The 18,523-nt window shown below is 47.1% G+C and carries 16 protein-coding genes; 5 read left to right on the forward strand and 11 right to left on the reverse strand.

Translation table 11 applies throughout. The features are described 5' to 3' along the window. Nucleotides 1–37 precede the first annotated feature (37 nt). The 4 genes from KJS52_RS07225 to KJS52_RS07240 all read right to left on the reverse strand — a co-directional run bounded on the left by KJS52_RS07225 (nt 38) and on the right by KJS52_RS07240 (nt 4,007). Complete coding sequence (locus KJS52_RS07225) at nt 38–772, reverse strand: nitrous oxide reductase accessory protein NosL (RefSeq protein WP_213514071.1); 735 nt, start codon at nt 770–772, stop codon at nt 38–40. Continuing rightward, the gene (locus KJS52_RS07230; protein ID WP_213514072.1) at nt 769–2,169 is read right to left on the reverse strand and encodes a right-handed parallel beta-helix repeat-containing protein; all 1,401 of its coding nucleotides are present in this window, start codon (nt 2,167–2,169) and stop codon (nt 769–771) included. Before KJS52_RS07230 ends, KJS52_RS07225 begins: the two co-directional genes overlap by 4 nt. A gap of 1 nt (nt 2,170) precedes the next feature. Beyond that, nucleotides 2,171–2,551, reverse strand: a complete 381-nt coding sequence (locus KJS52_RS07235; protein ID WP_213514073.1) for a hypothetical protein — start codon at nt 2,549–2,551, stop codon at nt 2,171–2,173. A 229-nt stretch (nt 2,552–2,780) separates the two neighbouring features. Beyond that, nucleotides 2,781–4,007: an MFS transporter gene (locus KJS52_RS07240; RefSeq protein WP_213514447.1), complete on the reverse strand. Its 1,227-nt coding sequence runs from the start codon at nt 4,005–4,007 to the stop codon at nt 2,781–2,783. 180 nt (nt 4,008–4,187) lie between these two features. Here KJS52_RS07240 and KJS52_RS07245 point away from each other — a divergent pair, with 180 nt between their 5' ends. Further along, a complete protein-coding gene (locus KJS52_RS07245; protein ID WP_213514074.1) occupies nt 4,188–4,517 on the forward strand; it encodes a LytTR family transcriptional regulator DNA-binding domain-containing protein in 330 nt (109 codons plus the stop codon). Nucleotides 4,518–4,871: 354 nt separating this feature from the next. Next, the gene (locus tag KJS52_RS07250) at nt 4,872–5,873 is read left to right on the forward strand and encodes an aldose 1-epimerase (RefSeq protein WP_213514075.1); all 1,002 of its coding nucleotides are present in this window, start codon (nt 4,872–4,874) and stop codon (nt 5,871–5,873) included. A 157-nt stretch (nt 5,874–6,030) separates the two neighbouring features. Here KJS52_RS07250 and KJS52_RS07255 read toward each other — a convergent pair whose 3' ends face one another. From KJS52_RS07255 to KJS52_RS07270, 4 genes are all read right to left on the reverse strand, one after another. Further along, nucleotides 6,031–6,777 (reverse strand): response regulator transcription factor, encoded by a 747-nt coding sequence (locus tag KJS52_RS07255; RefSeq protein ID WP_213514076.1) that lies wholly within the window; start codon nt 6,775–6,777, stop codon nt 6,031–6,033. A gap of 57 nt (nt 6,778–6,834) precedes the next feature. Then, a complete protein-coding gene (locus KJS52_RS07260) occupies nt 6,835–7,665 on the reverse strand; it encodes a carbohydrate ABC transporter permease (protein WP_246563276.1) in 831 nt (276 codons plus the stop codon). Between the two features lies 1 nt (nt 7,666). Beyond that, complete coding sequence (locus KJS52_RS07265) at nt 7,667–8,557, reverse strand: carbohydrate ABC transporter permease (protein WP_213514078.1); 891 nt, start codon at nt 8,555–8,557, stop codon at nt 7,667–7,669. 360 nt (nt 8,558–8,917) lie between these two features. After that, nucleotides 8,918–10,183: an ABC transporter substrate-binding protein gene (locus KJS52_RS07270; RefSeq protein ID WP_213514079.1), complete on the reverse strand. Its 1,266-nt coding sequence runs from the start codon at nt 10,181–10,183 to the stop codon at nt 8,918–8,920. A gap of 356 nt (nt 10,184–10,539) precedes the next feature. Here KJS52_RS07270 and KJS52_RS07275 point away from each other — a divergent pair, with 356 nt between their 5' ends. Genes KJS52_RS07275 through KJS52_RS07285 form a run of 3 tightly spaced genes read left to right on the forward strand, consistent with a single transcriptional unit; the run spans nt 10,540 to nt 13,900 of the window. Next, nucleotides 10,540–11,502: a glycoside hydrolase family 113 gene (locus tag KJS52_RS07275; RefSeq protein ID WP_213514080.1), complete on the forward strand. Its 963-nt coding sequence runs from the start codon at nt 10,540–10,542 to the stop codon at nt 11,500–11,502. Beyond that, nucleotides 11,499–12,716: an AGE family epimerase/isomerase gene (locus KJS52_RS07280; protein WP_213514081.1), complete on the forward strand. Its 1,218-nt coding sequence runs from the start codon at nt 11,499–11,501 to the stop codon at nt 12,714–12,716. The genes KJS52_RS07275 and KJS52_RS07280 overlap by 4 nt, the downstream gene beginning before the upstream one ends. Nucleotides 12,717–12,721: 5 nt before the next feature. Further along, the gene (locus tag KJS52_RS07285) at nt 12,722–13,900 is read left to right on the forward strand and encodes a glycoside hydrolase family 130 protein (RefSeq protein ID WP_213514082.1); all 1,179 of its coding nucleotides are present in this window, start codon (nt 12,722–12,724) and stop codon (nt 13,898–13,900) included. Between the two features lie 184 nt (nt 13,901–14,084). On the opposite strand, the gene KJS52_RS07290 is transcribed toward KJS52_RS07285, so the two are convergent. From KJS52_RS07290 to KJS52_RS07300, 3 genes are read right to left on the reverse strand one after another with little or no spacing between them, the layout of a single operon-like run. Next, complete coding sequence (locus tag KJS52_RS07290) at nt 14,085–15,188, reverse strand: substrate-binding domain-containing protein (RefSeq protein WP_213514083.1); 1,104 nt, start codon at nt 15,186–15,188, stop codon at nt 14,085–14,087. A gap of 15 nt (nt 15,189–15,203) precedes the next feature. Beyond that, the gene (locus tag KJS52_RS07295; protein WP_213514084.1) at nt 15,204–16,487 is read right to left on the reverse strand and encodes an ABC transporter substrate-binding protein; all 1,284 of its coding nucleotides are present in this window, start codon (nt 16,485–16,487) and stop codon (nt 15,204–15,206) included. Beyond that, nucleotides 16,480–18,348, reverse strand: coding sequence for a cache domain-containing sensor histidine kinase (locus KJS52_RS07300; RefSeq protein ID WP_213514085.1), 1,869 nt, complete (start codon nt 18,346–18,348; stop codon nt 16,480–16,482). Before KJS52_RS07300 ends, KJS52_RS07295 begins: the two co-directional genes overlap by 8 nt. Nucleotides 18,349–18,523 lie beyond the last annotated feature (175 nt).

Genomic DNA, 18,523 nt, shown 5'->3' on the forward strand with positions numbered 1-18,523 from the left:
AAATGCGTGTTCAACAAGCTCTCGCTTTCAACCACTCTTACGCAGCATGCCCTTCCGCACCTGACTCGCCTGCTCCATGCCCGTCTGCGCCGTGCTCATCTGTACCGTGTTCGTCTGTTCCATGCGCATCTGTTCCATGCTCATTATTACTATGTCCGCCCATGCCGTGCTCATCTGCACCATGCCCTTCTGTGCCGTGCTCATCTGCACCATGCCCTTCTGTGCCATGTTCATCTGCACCATGTGCTTCTTCGCCAGCAGCATCATGGCTGTGCGAGTGACCCTCGCCATGCTCATGCGAGCCCATCATTTCCATATTCACTGCCCAGCTGTGCGAAGCTAGTCCCTCGGATGTCAATATCGAGCCGACTCCATGCTCCGCAATATAGCTTTCCGCATCTTCTTCCTTCTCAAAGGAAAGTATGCCATAGGCCATAGGTGTTTGAATCGAAGCATCATACACATAGTAGGCTTTGTCGTATTTGATCCACTCCAGGCTGTTGTAGTCGCGCACATAGGTGGCAGCTATTTGCTCACTGCCATTTTCCTCGCGCCATTGATTGAGACAGCCCAAATCATCGAACTTTAACGAGCGGCCTTCCTTCGTAATAATTTGCGTCGCATAAGCATCATCTTTAATCGCCATATTGCATATTTCGCAGCGATCGACTTCTTCATTAATCGCGACCGGCGGATATTGCTCCTTTCCGCAGCCTGCGATAATCAGCATCACCGCAATCATTGCAGCGCCAATCCATTTCCATTGCTTCATTGCTCATATCTCCTCACTTTTACGATAATGTAAATCCCAGCCGCGCCAAGCACAGACCAGACCAGCAGCATTCCCCATTGAATCCCCTGCCCAGACGCACCTGCAGCGCTGGATTGCTGATGCATGCTCGGCATTCGATCAGCGATCCACTGCTCGCGATCCGCAGCATAAAGCTGCTCAATAAAGGCTATGCCCGGCGTCCCAAACAAAAGCTGAAAGCTCGGCCTGCGCTCGATAAGCGATAAAAAAAACGGAGCGCTCTCGTATACCAGCTCGCTATAGCCATCCCCGTTCGTATCAAGCCCCTGCAGCGTATCCCAATAGTTTTTTTGAATGACAGGCTCGGTGCTGCCATCATCCCAAATATTTGTAACGTTGCCGACAAAATCATTATGCTCGAGCTTAAGTCCATCCGCTCTTTGCATTTGCAGCGCTACAAAGTTGTGCAGCAGCTCATTATGATGCACGGAAACAGCTTCACTGCGCTCCACACTAATTCCGATTCGATTTTGCCAAATTTGATTGCTGTACACCTCGGCTTCGACCACATCATAAATGAGAATAGCAGCAGCATTCGCATTCGCTTGATGCTGCTCCAAAACATTGTGATGCAGCTTCACCTGATCTGATGTCATAATCATTAGCCCCGTCACATTGCCCGTACTGCGGTTTTCCGCAATTTCAACCTGCGCGGCATACATCATATGATAGGCATAGCGTGAATCGCTCACCTGATTGCCTTGCAGCGTTAGCCGCTCACTATTTTCTGCATAAACGCCATCGTACATGGCTGCGATTTCATTTTGCTCGACAACAATATCGCTGCTGTTGTACAAATAAATGCCGTTGCCTCTGCTGCTCTGCTTCAAATATGACTCGCCATTCCACGCCAACACGTTGGAGAGCAGCTTGCTTTGCTTCATATCGCGCCATTCAATCGCGGTCGCCTTTGTTTGAATATGCAGGCTTTCAAGCACCACGCCACTGCGCCCTTCACCCGTTATAACTGCAGCCGCAGGCTCCTCGCGATCATCAGCTATCGTGATGCTGCTCAGCCTGATGTCGTCGCTTTGCAGGACAATAGCTTGCTCCTCCTCGACAATATGAACAATGCTTTCTCCAGCCTTACCAGTAATCGTGATCGGCTTGTCAATCTGCAGCGGCCCGGAATATTGACCTACCTCCAGCACCAGCTCGCCATTTGGCGGCGTAGTATCTATTAACGGCTGTATAGGCGTATAGCTGACAGATTTTTTAAACAGCTTCGATTCCGGCGGTGTCGCATAGCCTCTGCTCTTTTTTGCTGCCGCCTCCACTGCTTGACTGCTGACAAACAGCAAGCAAAGAACGAGCACAAGCTGCAGCAGCCAGGGCATTGCAGCATTTTTTGTCCGCAAATTATTTCACCTCTACTGTAAAGCTGCTCATAATATGGTAGTTGTCTGCATTAAAGTGATACGTAACGAGATTTTCACCACTAGTTTCAAAAATCGCTTCGATCTCGTAGGCAAGGCTGCCATCAATCATCTTTTCCTTCGCATCATATAGCCTTGTAGCTCTGTCATTGTTGCGCAGCTCAATCCGCATCCCGTCCTTTGGCTCTATCTCATCCAGCAAAAGCACTCTCACTACCGCGCTTTCTCCCGCTACCGGCTCATTAGGAATCGTTTCTAGCTTTGCATTCACCTCAGGCGGAATATCCAGCTCAAAAGGCTGGCTGGCAGCCTCCTTGCCGCAGCCGCTGATGAGCACCAGTACAAAAAGCATTGCTGACAACATGCTAATTGCCTTTTTAACCACAGCTTCACCACTTTCTATTTGCTAGCTTTCAGTATAGTGGCGAATTTATAAGCTGCCATGACTACAACGGGCTATATTGGCGAGGAAGTTGTGGAAGAAATTTGACAAAATTAACGCCATGCAATCAAAAAAAGACCGGGCCTCGAGCCGCCCGTTTAAGGCAACTCACCCAGTCTGTATGCTTTATATGGAGCGACAAACGATCAATTTATCGCTCACGATCTTTAGGAAGGATAAAGGATAGCAATCCAATTAACGGCAGCAGGCTCGTTGCTACCATAACAAATTCCATAGACTTATAATCTGCAATGCTGCCTAGCACGACAGCGCCAACTGCTCCCATGCCAAATGCGAAGCCAGTCACCAGTCCAGAAGCTGTACCGACCTTTCCCGGCATAATTTCCTGCGCATATACAACACTGACCGAAAAGCCGGATTGCAAAATCAAGCCAAGCAAGGACATAACAGGATAAACCCAAAACAATGATAAATGCGGCAAAAGCAAGGCAAGTGGGATCGAGCCGACCAATGATAAAATCATCATCGTTCTTCTGCCAATGCGATCAGCCAGCATTCCGCCAAAAAATGTTCCTACGACGCCAAACACCATGAACAAATAAAGCGGAATTTGCGCCTGCTGAATCGTCAAGCCATAGGCTTCTCTTGCGTAAAACTGATAATAGTTTCCGATAGCCGCGCTATACCAGGAGCGTGCAAACACAATCGTCAACAAAATACCGATCCCGATATAAACCACTTTAGTTGGAATGCTCGGTGCTTTCGTGGAAATCGCCTTTTTCTTGAGAGGCACTGCTCCCTGCAGCGCTAGCTGCTTCGTATACCACGGCACAACATACAGCAAAATACCGATGGCTGCAGCTGCGAGCAGCGTTCCCCATATCGCTCCGCGCTGTCCAAGCGGTACAAAAATAAAAATCGTCATAAGCGGCGCCAATGACGAGCCAAAGTTTCCGCCTACCTGATAAATAGACTGTGCCAAGCCACGTTTATTGCCAGCCGCCAAGTAAACGACTCTCGAGCCCTCGGGATGAAATACAGCTGAACCGAGCCCAATTCCGATTACACATAGCAGAACAATCCAAAAATGAGGGGCAAATGCAAGCCCCGCAATACCGAGCATGCTGCATGTCATGCCGACAATTAGCAACCATGGCATCGGCTTGCGATCCGACCATGATCCGACAACCGGCTGCATAACGGATGAGGTCATATTTAATGTAAAGGCAATCCAGCCAATTTGCGCATAGCTTAAGCCTAATGATGACTGGAAGATTGGAAACAGAGCAGAAACAACAACCTGCATCGAATCATTCAGCATATGTACGGCACTAACTGCAAACAAAATCGAATAAACGGTTAAGCTTTTTATTGTAGAATTAGCCGTTGTTTTTACGGCTGCATGTCCTTCCTTCATTAACATCGGTCCCGCTCTCCAATATATTTTAGCACTAAAGGAAATATACGAAATGATCATATCACACTCCAAGTTGGACGTAAAATGATTTTTTTAGAACTCTTCTCAAGCAATCGCGTTTATGTTATAATGTAAACGCTAACATTTCACTTGTTCATATATCTAAAAGGGGGTATTCGAATGTTGAGTGTTGCACTAAATGAACGTACGATGTACGAGGATTTCGATCTTGAGAAGGAAATTCTATATTTCAAAGTTGGTGCAGAAGGTCTGGTTAGTCTGCATGCGCATCACTTCAGCAGAAAAGTTCAGTTATCTCCCACAGATCTCAAAGCATTAATGAAAAGAAAGGGCTACTACGCAATCAGTTCTTCTTGCTATATTAACCTTTCTCGCATTAGAGCTATTATCTCTGGCGTTGTTTACTTCGATAGTGATCGCAACAGTTCAAAAATGCTTACCGTAAGCAAGCGTACAGAGCAAAAGCTGAAGCAGTTGCTGGCGCTTTAACAGCGTATAAGATACTGAAACCGCTAGTCTTAGGGATTAGCGGTTGTTTGTTTTTTCTAATGCTGATATTCTAGAGGAAGTTCAAAATGCCGACTTTGATGACGATGTAACTTCTTTGTAGCTTAGTCGACGGCGAATCTCGAACGTTAGCGAAAATTCCGGTGCTCACGTAGTCATTACCTACGCTGCGCTCCTCATTTTCTACTAGCGTCCAAGCTTCTTGGTCCTGAAAGCCGACTTTTTGAACTCGTATTGAATGGGAAGTTCAAAATGCCGACTTTGATGACGATGTAACTTCTTTGTAACTTAGTCGGCGTCCAGCAGTAAAGATGATATGTTTGAGGAGGAAGATGAATGACAACGCAAGGCAAAGCATATGAAGCACAATTTCATGATGAAGCAGCGGTTTGGCTGCAATGGGGAAGCTATGAGGCTGCCATTCTTCCAGGAGTCGGCGCTAATCTGATCGCATTCCGCGACCTTGAGCGCAAGCTTACTATTTTAAGAGAGCCGGCAGCAGAGGATATGAACAGCTTCCGTGCTAATCCAGGGGTTCACGGCATCCCGGTATTATTCCCGCCTAACCGCTACGAGGACGGCAAATTCACCTTTAATGGCGTAAGCTATCAATTTCCTGTCAACGAAGCGAAAACTGGCAACCATTTGCACGGCTTTTTTCATACCGCTCGCTGGAATGTTGATGAATATAGCGTAACCGCTTCCGAAAGCTATGCGGTACTGAGCATTTCCATTACACCGAATCACGAAATCTATCAGTATTTGCCTCATCAATTTACAATCAGACTTCGTTATTCCTTAAGCGACCAAGGCTTGCTGCAGCATGTAACCGTACATAATAACGGCGAAACTGCTATGCCATGCATGATTGCTTTTCATACTGCAATCAACGCTCCATTTGCTGAAGGCAGTACGGCTGACGACTATACGTACACGTTAACGATTAAAGAGCGCTGGGAGCTTAACGAGCGCATGCTGCCAACAGGCAACTATCAGCCGCTTACAGAAGAAGAGCAAAAAATGAACACAACGGGCTTGAATCCGTTCTGGAGCTCGATGGATAATCATTATACAAGCAGCACGAAAAATGGCCGCAACATGATGGAGCTGACCGATCACCGTCTTGGCCTAAAGCTTGTCTATGATGTAGGCACACAGTACAAGCAGTGGATGATCTGGAACAATGGCGGACAACCAGGCTTTTTCTGTCCTGAGCCGCAATTAAACCTCGTCAATGCGCCCAACAGCAAGCTGCCAGCTGAGCAGATCGGCCTCGTTACACTTGAGCCAGGCCATATTTGGGAAGAAACAAGCCGCCTTTACCTTGTAAAGGGCTAGGACGTGGCTGAAAACCCGCTTAGATATATTTGATCAAAAAAACGAGCAGGACTTTGCCGCCACCTTCCGGTATGGAAGAGCGCGACAAGCCTGCTCGTTTTTAGCTTCGTTTGTGGTACAGCCGCAGCTGCTGCTGGCACGACCAGCTGCTATCTGCTTAACGATGCATTTCCTTATATTCCTTCGGCGTGTAGCCTGTTTCTTTCTTGAATAGCTTTTGAAAATATACTGGATCACTATAGCCCACTGAGGCAGCAATTTCATAGTTTTTCATATGCGGACAATCGCTTAAAAACTGCTTCGCTTTTTGAATCCGTATATTAATGAGATAGTCGGTAATCGTTTGTCCAGTCATTTGCTTGAACAAGCGGCTTACATAGTGGGCGCTCATGCCAACCTGCTGGGCAATTTGCTCCAGCTCCAGCTGCCGATCGTACTGCTCCTGCAGCATGGCTTTAATCGTATCGACTGCATGATGGCCGCAGCCTTCCAGTTCCGTCTCTTCCAGCTCGGTACTAGCCAGCGTATTGTGCTTAGCCTGTTTTTGTACGCGTTGCAGCACCTCGGCCAATTGCTGCTTGTCGATTGGCTTGAGCAGGTAGTCGCTCGCACCGCAACGCAATGCTTTGCGCGCATATTCAAATTCACTGAAGCCGCTAAATATAATTTTGGCAAATGCCCGTTCCTTTGCCGCCTCAATCAGCATCAAGCCATCCATAATCGGCATTTTAATATCGGTAATCACCAGATCAAGCTCGGCATCATTAAGCTTATGAATATGGTTTAGTGCATCCAAGCCGTTGCTGTAAGAGCCGATGACCTCAATATTCATGTCCATTTTGCCTAATATTTTCTCAAGCCCAGCGCGAATCATCACTTCATCGTCTGCAATGATCACCTTCATCGTTAAAGCCCCTTTAGCTTTAGGACGTTTCTGAGAACTTCTCAGCCACGCTCTAGTTTATTTAACTGCCCCGCTTGTCACTCCTGCAAAAATATAGCGCTGTAAAAAGATATACATAATGGCTGTCGGGATCATAATGATCAATATCGCAGCGGATACTAGCTGCCAATCTCCGCTGTTGTTGCCAAAGAAGCGCATCAGCGAGGTTGAGACCACGACATGCTGCGCTCGCGGCAAATACAAATACGGCACGAAGAAATCGTTGTAAATGTTGATCGTTTTCAAAATAACGATTGTAAAGGTCGCCGGTGTCAGCAGTGGGAAAATAATCGAGCGGAAAATACGAATTAATGACGCTCCCTCAATCATCGCGCTTTCATCCAGCTCGTACGGGATGTTTTTAATAAACTGCAAATAAATATAAATTTGAATAATGTCCGCCCCAATGTACAGCAGCACAGGCCCCATCAAGTTATTCGTTAAGCCAAGAGACATAATCGTCTTATAGTTAACAACCTGAGTTGTAATTTGCGGAATAATGGTGGCGAACATAAACAGGCCCACCAAAAAGCTTTGAAAACGAAACTGAAAACGAGAAATCGCATAGCAAAAGGCAGAGCCTAGCAAAATATTAAAAAACAAGGTAACTACGATTATCGTTATTGTATTACTAAATGCAAGCGGAATACTAGCTTGTTTAAATGCTTTGACGAAGTTTTCAAAGTAAAACCAGCTGTCAGGCAGCGAAATCGCTGAAGATGCATGAAATTTCTCCTTCGTTTTAAATGCGTTGACCACAATAATATAAGGCGGAAACAAGATGACTAGGCACGAAAATAAAAGAATCGCATATTTTATCCCCATCTGAAGTTTGGCAGCTGCCTTCATGCTAATCATCTCCTTTCGTCAAAATGTAGCGCTGAATCGACAATACGATGACAACAATTAATAGCAGCACAACGCTCATCGCTGAAGCGAGACCATAGTTGTTGAACTGGAAGGCTGTTTCGATAATTTTCATAACAAATGTTTCACTTGCCCCTGCAGGGCCGCCTTTCGTAAGCACAAACGGCAGATCGAATACTTCCAATGCCCCTGTAACCGTCAAAAACAGGTTGAGCTCAATAATTTTATAAATATTAGGCAGTGTAATCCGTGTAAACTGCTGCCAGCTGCTCGCTCCATCAATCGAGGCCGCTTCATATAAATCGCTAGGAATCGATTGTAGCGCTCCTAAATAAATGACCATATTAAAGCCCATAAATCGCCATAGCCCTACAGAAGCCAGTGTATAGTTGACATAATCCTTATTGCCTAGCCAGCTCGTTTGAGCAAGCTGATCAAAGCCAAGCGAGCCTAGCAAATAATTCAGTGAACCGTTCGTCGTATCATATACATATCCAAATAAGTACGCTACCGCGACGCCGTTCAAAATATATGGTAAAAACAGCAGCAGGCGAAAACCGTTTCTCCCTCTTAGCTTCGTATTAAGCAGCACTGCAAAAAACAAGGCCACAATATTTTGAACGATCCCGATTGCGAAATAAGCAAAATTATGCCTGAAGACGCCAAACAATTCAGGATTAGAAAACACTTCTGCATAATTGGCAAAGCCAACCCATTCCTTATGAGCGCTTACCCCATTCCATTTCATAAAACTTAGCCGAAACAGCTCCAATGCTGGATAATAGGCGAAGGTAAATAAAAGCAGCAAAGGTATTGCAATGAAGCTGACGAGTATAACTTTTTTTTGGGTGGGGAAGGGTAGTTTACTAAACACCTATCATCACTCCTTTAGAGAGGTAGTTTAAAAAGCACGACTTTGATGACGTTGTGACTTCTCTGTAGCTTATTCGACGGCGAATATGTCACGCTACCGAAGGCTCCGGTGCTCACGTAGCTTGTGCCTACGCTGCGCTCCTCGCCTTCTAGTATCGTGCCATCTTCTTGGTCCTGAAAGCCGAGCTTTTTAAACTTTTATTTGATGTATGGTTTAAAAAGCTTAACTTTGATGACGATGGAACTTCTCTGTAGCGTATTCGACGGCGAAGCTTGATCGCTTTTTTTAGATGTAAATGTGCTTGCGATGAACTGTTGTTCACCTGCAAGCACATGTGATGCTTCACTTAGTCTTAGGCCGTTATTGTGCTGCGCCTAGTTCTTTTCTTGCTTTAGCCCAGTCGCTGTTTACTTTATCCAGCACTGACGCTGGGTCGTCTGATAGTACAAATTGCTGGACCGTTGCGGCTTGATCTAGCCGGGCCTGATTTTGAATGTCTGTAGCTATGTCCGAAGGCTGCGCTGGCTCAAAAAACTCGACATTAAAGCTGTTGAATTCAGCAAGTTGCGCCAGCTTCGGCTCGCGATCCTTTAATGTTGGAATAAAGCCAGCGAATTCATCGTATCCCGACTCCTCGATAATCCATTTAATAAACGCTTTGGCAGCAGGAACATTGCCGTTTTTGTTAACCGCATAGAAGAAATCCGGGTTCAACGGAGCTTTTGCTTGACCGCTGTTGTCTGCCGGGAATGGGAAAAATCCGACGTTGTCTGGGTCTGCTCCATTTTCAATAACCTGGTTAATGACCCAGTTGCCTAGCAAGTACATGCCGAAATTTCCGTTAGCGATATCTTTTTTCGATTGCTCCCAGTTCGTTGAATTTACATCCGGCTCCAAGTAGCCTTTCTGGTACAGCTCGCGGATAATGCCCCATGATTTGCCGTATTCGTTGTCCATTGTGTACGGTGTATCAGTATCGGCGCGCTTGTTTTGATGGTCGCTTGCCGCGGCTATAATTGTTGGAATATCGTACACCCATACATCCAACGGCCATTTATCCTTAAAGTTTGAGGCTAACGGTACGATGCCGCTTTGCTTCAGCTTTTCGCAGGCCGCTAAAAACTCATCATACGTTTTAGGCACTTCGGTAATGCCAGCCTTGGCAAATGCTTCTTTGTTGTATACGATTCCAACTGTCGAACCGCCAGAAGAAATTCCGTAAATTTGCCCTTCATGTGCTCGCATTTCTTCAAAGTAAATATCCCCTGAAAATTCAATGTCGTTTAGCGGTGCAAAGTATTCTGGAAATTCTGCATTCGACAGTGTTGGCAAAAACACAACATCCGGGAAATCTCCTGAGCTCATGCGAACCTTGAGCGTTGCATCATAATCCTGAATCGCTTCAAATTCAATATTGACCCCAGGATATTTTTCTTCAAAGCGCTGCTTGTACTCATCATAGACGTTGCCAATCATATCTGTCCGGTTTGTTAGAAAAACAAGATCGCCCGTTACTTCCCCCGTTTCATTCGAGCTCTCATTGGAGCCTTGTGAGTTTCCACTGCAAGCTGAAAAAACTGTTAGCATAATAATCAAACTAAACAATAACAAAATATTCTTTTTCATCGAAATCCCCCATTTCATTTTTGTAATCGCTAACAATGTTAAGCTTACTGTAAAAGATCACAGCATGAAATGGTTTGAAATGCTTTTTATTGTCTTGTATTGACATGAGAAATTCCGATCACTTCCAATATAAATATACTCCTTCTCCATTTTTTCGCGAGTTGAATATGCTTTGGCAACAGCTCGCCTTGCGAATCAGGGGCATTTTGAAATATTCCCCTATTTCTTGTAGAAACCGATAATTTTTAAAGCAAATTGCGAAAAACTCTTGCCAAAACCGTGCAACTTAATGTTTACTTGTTATAGATTATATTCAATATTTTATCTAACAAAACTAACAAAATGGAGGGCGGATTATGAAGCAATCACTGCCATATATCGCAGGAATGACCTGGGGCTGGACTGGTGTACGCGGCACATGGCGCGATGAAAAAGCGAAGCAATCGATGCTGCTTATGAAGGAACGGCTAGCCGTCAACTGGACAGCTATAACCTTTGCTGCGCTGCAGGAGCATCCGCAAGCAACTGTCATTTCGTACAAGGATGAACCTACAGTAACGGATGAAGAAATTATTGACGCTGTACAGCATGCACAAAGCATGGGGCTAAACGTCATCCTGAAGCCTGTTGTGAACTGCGCAAACGGCACATGGCGTGCCCATATTAATTTTTTTGACATTGACGTTCCTTGTGAGCCTAAATGGAGCGAATGGTTTGCCAGCTATACCGAGTTTATCGTGCACTATGCAAAGCTTGCGCAAAAGCTGGAGGTCGATATGCTTTGCATTGGCTGTGAAATGGTGCAAGCCGATCGCCGCGAGCAGCAATGGCGTGCGTTAATTGAGGAAGTGCGAAAGCACTACCATGGACTCATTACATATAACTGCGATAAATACCAGGAGGGTCAAGTGAAGTGGTGGGATGCCGTAGACGTAATTTCCTCAAGCGGCTACTATCCGATTGATCAGTGGGAAGCCCAACTGGACCGCATTGAGGAGGTAGTCAAGCAGCATAGCAACAAGCCTTTCTTCTTTATGGAAGCTGGCTGTCCAAGCCGTGAAGGCTCGCCGCAGCTGCCGAATGACTGGGGGCTGCAGGGCGCGCCAAGCGAGCACAGCCAGCAGGCTTACTATGAAGCGATGTTTAACGCATGCGACAAACGCCCTTGGGTCGAAGGCTTTATGCTGTGGGATTGGCCGGCTCATTTGTATGATGAGCAAAATGCCAGCGCCAACGATGACTACTGCATGTTTGGCAAGGCGGCTGAGCGCACCGTCTTTGACTACTATAGCCGCAAAACAAAGGAGGCTGAACAATGAGCAAGCATTTGGACGCAACACAATGGATTGAAGAGCTGGAAGCCGAGCTCAGGGACAATATATTGGAGTTTTGGTTGAAGCACAGTTTGGATACACAGCAAGGCGGCTTTTATGGCGAAGTGACCCGTGATTTTGCTGTCGTTCCAGATGCAGCGAAAAGCCTCGTACTCAATACACGCTTGCTTTGGACCTTCTCTGCTGCCTATCGCACCTATCGCAAGGAAGCCTATCTTGCTGCCGCCGAGCGGGCGTATCATTATCTTAATGAACACTTTGTCGATCGCAATTACGGCGGCATGTACTGGATGCTGAACGCTGACGGCTCGCCGCTTGAGCGCAAAAAGCAAATTTACGGGCAAGCCTTTGCAATCTATGCCTACGCTGAATACTATCGTACAACAGGCCATGAGCAGGCACGGCAGAATGCTATCACCATCTTCCAGCATATTGAGCGCTATGGACATGACAAGCATTATGGCGGCTATATTGAAGCATTATCTGAGCAATGGCAGGAAACAGATGATCTCAGTCTTAGCGGCAAGGATTTGAATGAGAAAAAATCGATGAATACTCATTTGCATGTTATGGAGGCCTATACGAATCTGTATCGGATATGGAAGTCGGATGAGCTGGAAAAGCAGCTTGCAGAGCTGATTAATATAACAATCAGCCACATTATCGACCGCGATACCGGACATTTCAAGCTGTTTTTTGATGAAGCGTGGAACAGTCAATCCGATCATATTTCGTATGGTCATGATATCGAAGGAAGCTGGCTGCTCGTGGAGGCAGCTGAAGTGCTGGGCCATGAAGCGTTGCTGGCAGAAGCGAAGGCAGTTGCTATAAAAATGGCGGATGCCGTATTGGCGAACGGCTTTGATGCTGACGGCGGCTTGCTTAACGAAGCTCAAGGCTCCATCATCATAGATGATCATAAGGACTGGTGGCCGCAAGCAGAAGCAGTTGTCGGCTTTTATCATGCATACCAGCTGACGGGGCAGCAGCAATACCGAGAGGCTGCAGAGCGCTCCTGGCACTTTATCCAGCACTATATCGTTGACAAGCAATTTGGCGAATGGCATTGGAGCGTGCGTCGCGATGGCACACCTAGCGATCATGTTCAAAAGATCAGTGCTTGGAAATGCCCTTATCATAACGGTCGGGCATGTCTGGAAATGATTGAGCGTCTTAAGCATAATGAACTGAAGGGATGATTTGAATGACAATATTTGAACAGCGCAAAGCCTATCTTACCGAGCAATATGAACAGCTCATTCAGCGTCGCAACACTGTAATTGAGGGCGGAAACGGTATTTATGACCGCTATCAGCACCCGATTTTGACAGCCGACCATGCGCCGCTGCATTGGCGGTACGATTTTAATCCGCAAACCAATCCTTATTTTATGGAGCGGCTTGGCGTCCACTGTGTATTTAATCCCGGGGCAATATACTTGAACGGCAAGTACTACCTTGTCGCGCGTGTTGAAGGCAATGACCGCAAATCATTTTTCGCGATTGCCGAAAGCGACAACGGCATCGACGGCTTCCGGTTTTGGGATGCGCCTGTCGTCCTGCCTGAAACGAGCGATCCTGATACAAATGTATACGATATGCGCCTGGTACAGCATGAGGATGGCTGGATTTACGGCTTGTTTTGCACGGAACGCAAGGACCCTGACGCTGCTCCAGGCGATCTTTCCAGTGCAATTGCGCAGTGCGGCATAGCGCGGACTAAAGACATGAAAAGCTGGGAACGGCTTGCCGATTTGAAAACCCGCTCCAACCAGCAGCGCAATGTTGTGCTTCATCCTGAATTTGTCGATGGCAGGTACGCCTTCTATACGCGTCCACAGGATGGCTTTATCGACACAGGCTCAGGAGGCGGAATTGGCTGGGGCTTATCTCACTCCATCGAGCAAGCTTGCATTGAGGAAGAGATTATCATTGACGAGCGTCATTATCATACGATTAAGGAAGTTAAGAACGGTCAAGGACCTGCGCCGCTTAAAACAGACAAGGGCTGGCTCCATATCGCTCATGGCGTGCGCAACACCGCTGCCGGCTTGCGCTATGTCCTGTACGCATTCGTGACCAGTCTGGAAGATCCAAGCAAGGTCATCTATGCGCCGGGCGGACATCTGCTTGCTCCGCAAGGCGAGGAGCGTGTTGGTGATGTGTCCAATGTCGTGTTCTGCAACGGTGCAGTCGTCAATGAGCAAGGAAAGGTGTTTATCTATTATGCATCGTCCGACACTCGCTGCCATGTCGCTACCTCTACAGTCGAGCAGCTGCTAGATTACGCAATGCATACGCCGCCTGACGGCCTACGCTCCTATGCCAGTGTGCAGCAGCGCCTGACCTTGATCAATGCAAACTTAACATTTGCTGAGCGCTAAGTCGGCGCTCTGGAGCAAAGCATCCTCAAGTCGCTTTTTAAAGCCTAATGCTTCCTCTTTTTACTTTTGGGGTTGCATTAGGCTTTTAACGGCTACTCTCTTGCATTTATCGGATTGCTTTGCTCCTCCGCTGCTGCGTTTTGTTTTAGTGTGTTCTTCGTAGCTAGAACAGCCTAATGCTCTTTCAGCGCTGTTTGCTTGTGGCGGTGGCAGCCTGGAACGCTGTTGATTCGCGAAATAGTACTTCACTTTTAACGAGCAGCTTAACGATCGGCTCCTCGGGATGCTGCAAGCGGTTTAACAGCCGCTCCACAGCCTTTTTGCCCAGCATTTCTTTTGGCACATGGACGGTTGTGAGCGCCAGCTCGCCCATATAGGAGTCCTCAATGTTATCGAAGCCTGTGACCGACAGCTGCTGAGGAACGGCGATCCCCTGTTCCTTTAGCACATCCAGCAGGCTTAAGGCGATTGTGTCATTGCCGCATACCATTGCGTTCGGCAGCTGCGGCAGTCCTTGCAGCCATTTGCGGATTTGATCGTGAAAATGAAAGCGATCGTAGCCCTCCAGATTGAGCAGGCTGCGATAAAGCGATGCATTGCCAAAAGCAGCGCTCATTTCACTGCCAGCACGAAATTGATGCTCCTCCATCGCCGCACGGTAGCCAAGAAAGCGGTCATTAAAGCTGCGCGAGAAGTGAATATTACCAACAAACGCAATATCCCGCTGCCCGGAGCTAATCAACTGCTTTGTCAAGCGATAGGTTGCTTCATAATTATCGACAAATATGCTGTCAAGCGGAATTAAATCATCCTCATGGTCAACCAGTACCATTGTAATGCCAAGACGATGAATATCGAGCAGCATTGACGACGAAATTTCGCCTACACCAATCATGCCCAATATCCCCTCTGGATTGATGAACCCGGTTAAATGGTCCGCATTCTGCTCGGAAAGAATAATCATCCCGATCCCGCGTTTTTCCAGCTCAGCTGAAATTCCGTCAATAATTCTTCCCCAATACAGCGATTCCTTCGTTTGGAAGCGCACATTCGGCATAAGCACTAAAATAGACTGCTTGGCTGCTGAGCCACGCTGAAGCTTACGCGCTGCCTTTAATGGCTTATTGGCGGGGCGCTGTGTAAAATAGCCAAGCTGAGCGGCCGCTTCTATAACTCGTTCCTTCGTCGACTCGCTCACCCCTCCTTTGCCAGACAATGCCTTTGATACAACAAATTTGGATACGCCCAAATAATTGGCGATTTGCTGCATCGTTACTTTCTTTGCCATATCCTTTTCTCCACCTCAGTACTGTAATATGTTTCTCGCTTTCGCCCAACGCTCATTATATTCGTCAAATGCGTCCTGCAAATCCGGTGCCGCTATCCATTCCTGCAAATATAAGCCTGACCACAGCGTAATTTGTGCGGTATCAGCAATTTCCAGCAGCGCGTCGCTAGGAATTTGACGCTCGACCGGAATGCTGCCGTAAGAGAGGAACTGCTTATATTGCGGTAGCGTCGGCTGCTTCGTCGTATCAATCGGCAAAAAGCCCGAATCGTCCACAAAACCGGAATCATGCACAAAATAGCGAATCCATTCCAGCGCAAGCTCCTTATGCTCGCTATATTTGCTGATCGCAATAAACCAATCCGGATTAAGCGGCGAATAGATTGGCTGCTCGTTGCGATATGGAAACGGAAAAAAGCCTATCGTATCGGGATCAGCTCCCAGTGAAGTGAGCTGATTAATGATCCAGTTGCCGAGAAAGAGCATTCCCGCACGCCCTTCTACAAATTCAATTTTGGATGCTTCCCATTGGTTGGAAATAAGCGCACGCTCCACATAGCTTTGCTCAATGAGCGTTTTCACAATCGTTATCGCATGTCCCCACTCATTATCCACCTGCCAGGGATCGTCCTGCTCGACCAGGCTGTTCAAATAGCCCGGATCACCATTCATTACACTAACAAGCTCCTCTCCCCAATTCATAAGCGGCCATTGCGCGCCGTAATTCAAATAAATCGGAGTTATGCCTGCCTGCTTCAGCTTGCGGCAAGCCTCGTAAAATTCATCAAGCGTTGTCGGTATGCTTTCGATGCCCGCCTGCTCAAACGCCTTTTTATTATAAATGATCCCTGTAGCAGAAGAGCCGGTCGTAATGCCGTACCGCTTGCCATTGTAGGATTTGTAATCTGCAAAGCGGATATTTTCAAACAAGCTGTCCGGCAAAGGCTCAAAGTAATCTGCCAAATCCTCATTTTTCATATGATTGGGAATTAAAAGCACATCTCCATAATCCTGTGTTGCCAAGCGGGCAGATATGTCAGATACATAATTGGTTAAGCCTTCAAAGCTTAATTCTACTCCTGGATGCATTTGCTCAAAGGCTGAAGCGTATTTTTCAAAGCCGCCGTTTTCAATGAGATCAACACGATTGCTTAAAATATGAAGCTGGATCGGCTTTGCTGCCTCCTGCTGCTGCTCTTCATTGACTGGAGCCTGCTGCTCCTGCCGCTGCTGTATGCAAGAGCTTAAAATCGCAGCTGAGCATACTAAAATCATTAGCATCGATATGAGCCTAGCCACTTCGCATCGCTCTCCTTTCGACAGGAAGCAAAATTTCAACCTCTGTTCCTTCCTCTGGAACACTGCTTACAGACAGACCATACTGCGGACCATATTGCAGCTTAATGCGTTCATTGACGTTTTTCAGACCAATTCCACCCGATTTCGCCCCTTCACCTTCAGGACCCGGTGCAACGCCAAATCGCCGCGGATTGCCAAGTCCTTCATTAAGCTGTGCCAGTCTATCCGGCTCAATGCCAATGCCGTTGTCCGCTATACGGATAGCAACGACATGCTGAGAGACAACAGTGCGAATCGAAATGAACATGCGGCTTTTGCGCTCGTCGAGCCCGTGGTATATTGCATTTTCTACAACCGGCTGCAGCATCAGCTTAATGACAGGCCTGTTCAGCAGCTCCTGCTCCACCTCGCACTGCAGCACAAAACGATCCGGATAGCGATAATTCAACAGCTCCACATAATGCTGCACATGCTGCAGCTCGTCCCTTAACACCGTGTACCCATCCAACTCGCTAATGCTGTAGCGCAGCAGCTTGCCGAGCGTCGCAATCATATCGGCTGTTGAGCTGTCATCGTTCACCTCGGCACTCATCCGAATGCTTTCCAGCGTATTATACATAAAATGCGGATTGATCTGATTTTGCAGCGCCTGCAGCTCGGCTTTGTTCTTTTTCGTCTCCATCTCATAAATATCCTGGATCAGCTGCTCCAGGCGCACCGTCATCCGATTGAACTGACTGCCAAGCAAGCCTACCTCATCACGATACTTGACAGGAAATTTCACTTGGAAATTCCCCTCCTGCACCCGCTTCATCAAGCTTGCCATCCGCCGCAGCGGCTTCGTAATCGCATAGGACAGCACGATCGCAACCGCCACTGAAAGGATTACCGCAATGATTGTCGTAATCCAGATAACGCTGCGGACCGCAACCGTTTCACTTGTCAGCTCGCTCACGGGAATTGAAGTAATAACCTTCCAGCCTGTACGCTCGGAGGTGGAATAGATGTTCAGCCACTGCTCACCAGCCTCAGTGTGAAAAAAGCTGCCCCGCCACTGTTTGGCCTGCTTTACAGTCTCATCTGTAATCAAATTGCTGGCAACCAGCTGCTTGCGGCTGTCATAGATGACATTGCCAGCCTGGTCGACGATGAGCGATTTACCCTTAGTTACTTGATCAAGCTCGGCAATCTGATCGTCAATAACACTAATATTTGCATCTATCGCAATTAAGCCAATCGGCTGCAAGCTGCGATCCATAATTTTTCGCACAACTGTAAATGCGTATTTTTCCGATTGCAAATTGCTAATATATTTCTCAGTAGGCAGCAGCGCTGCTTCTCCCTTTGAATGCTCAAGCTTATCCAGCCAATACGCATAGCTTGCATCCAGATGGCTTCTAATGCCGCCAGATGCGATCGAGTAGTAGCTGTTGCCGTATTTATCGAATAAATATACAGCATTGGCGCCGCGCTTAATTGAATTAATAAAGCCAAGCTCGCCTTCAATGCCGCGCTGAATCGACAGCAGCTGCGGAAAATGATCAGGCATAACCGGCTCTAAGCTGTCATGCTGCCGCTCCGCATAATATTCGTTAGAGCGAATCAAATTTTGCTTCAAGTCGTCGATATAAGCAGGAATTGAGGATATGCTCATCATATCCTCAATATAATCATCGACGCGAACCATCATACTATCCTGCATTTTCATCGAATAGGCAATCGTTTTTTGCTCAATCGACTGCGTGTATTTGACAGAGGAGTAATACCCCATCAGCACTAGCGGAATCGACACAAGCATGATAAAGGACAACAGCAGCTTGCGATTCATTTTCATGTCCCCGAAGCGCCATTTGACGATCATACCTGCTCCTCCTTCTGCGGTTTTCCCGGCTGGGCATTTTCAGACGTGCCCTAGGGCGTGTATGCAAACCCGCTTAGGGGCATCTTACACCGCCTTTTCGCTCCCTGCTGCGTTGCCTTTCCTTGACGTACACCCGGTACGCCTTCGAAAAAGCGCCTTGCATGGAACGAAAATT

This window comes from Paenibacillus montaniterrae (genome assembly GCF_018403185.1).
Lineage (GTDB): Bacteria > Bacillota > Bacilli > Paenibacillales > Paenibacillaceae > Pristimantibacillus > Pristimantibacillus montaniterrae.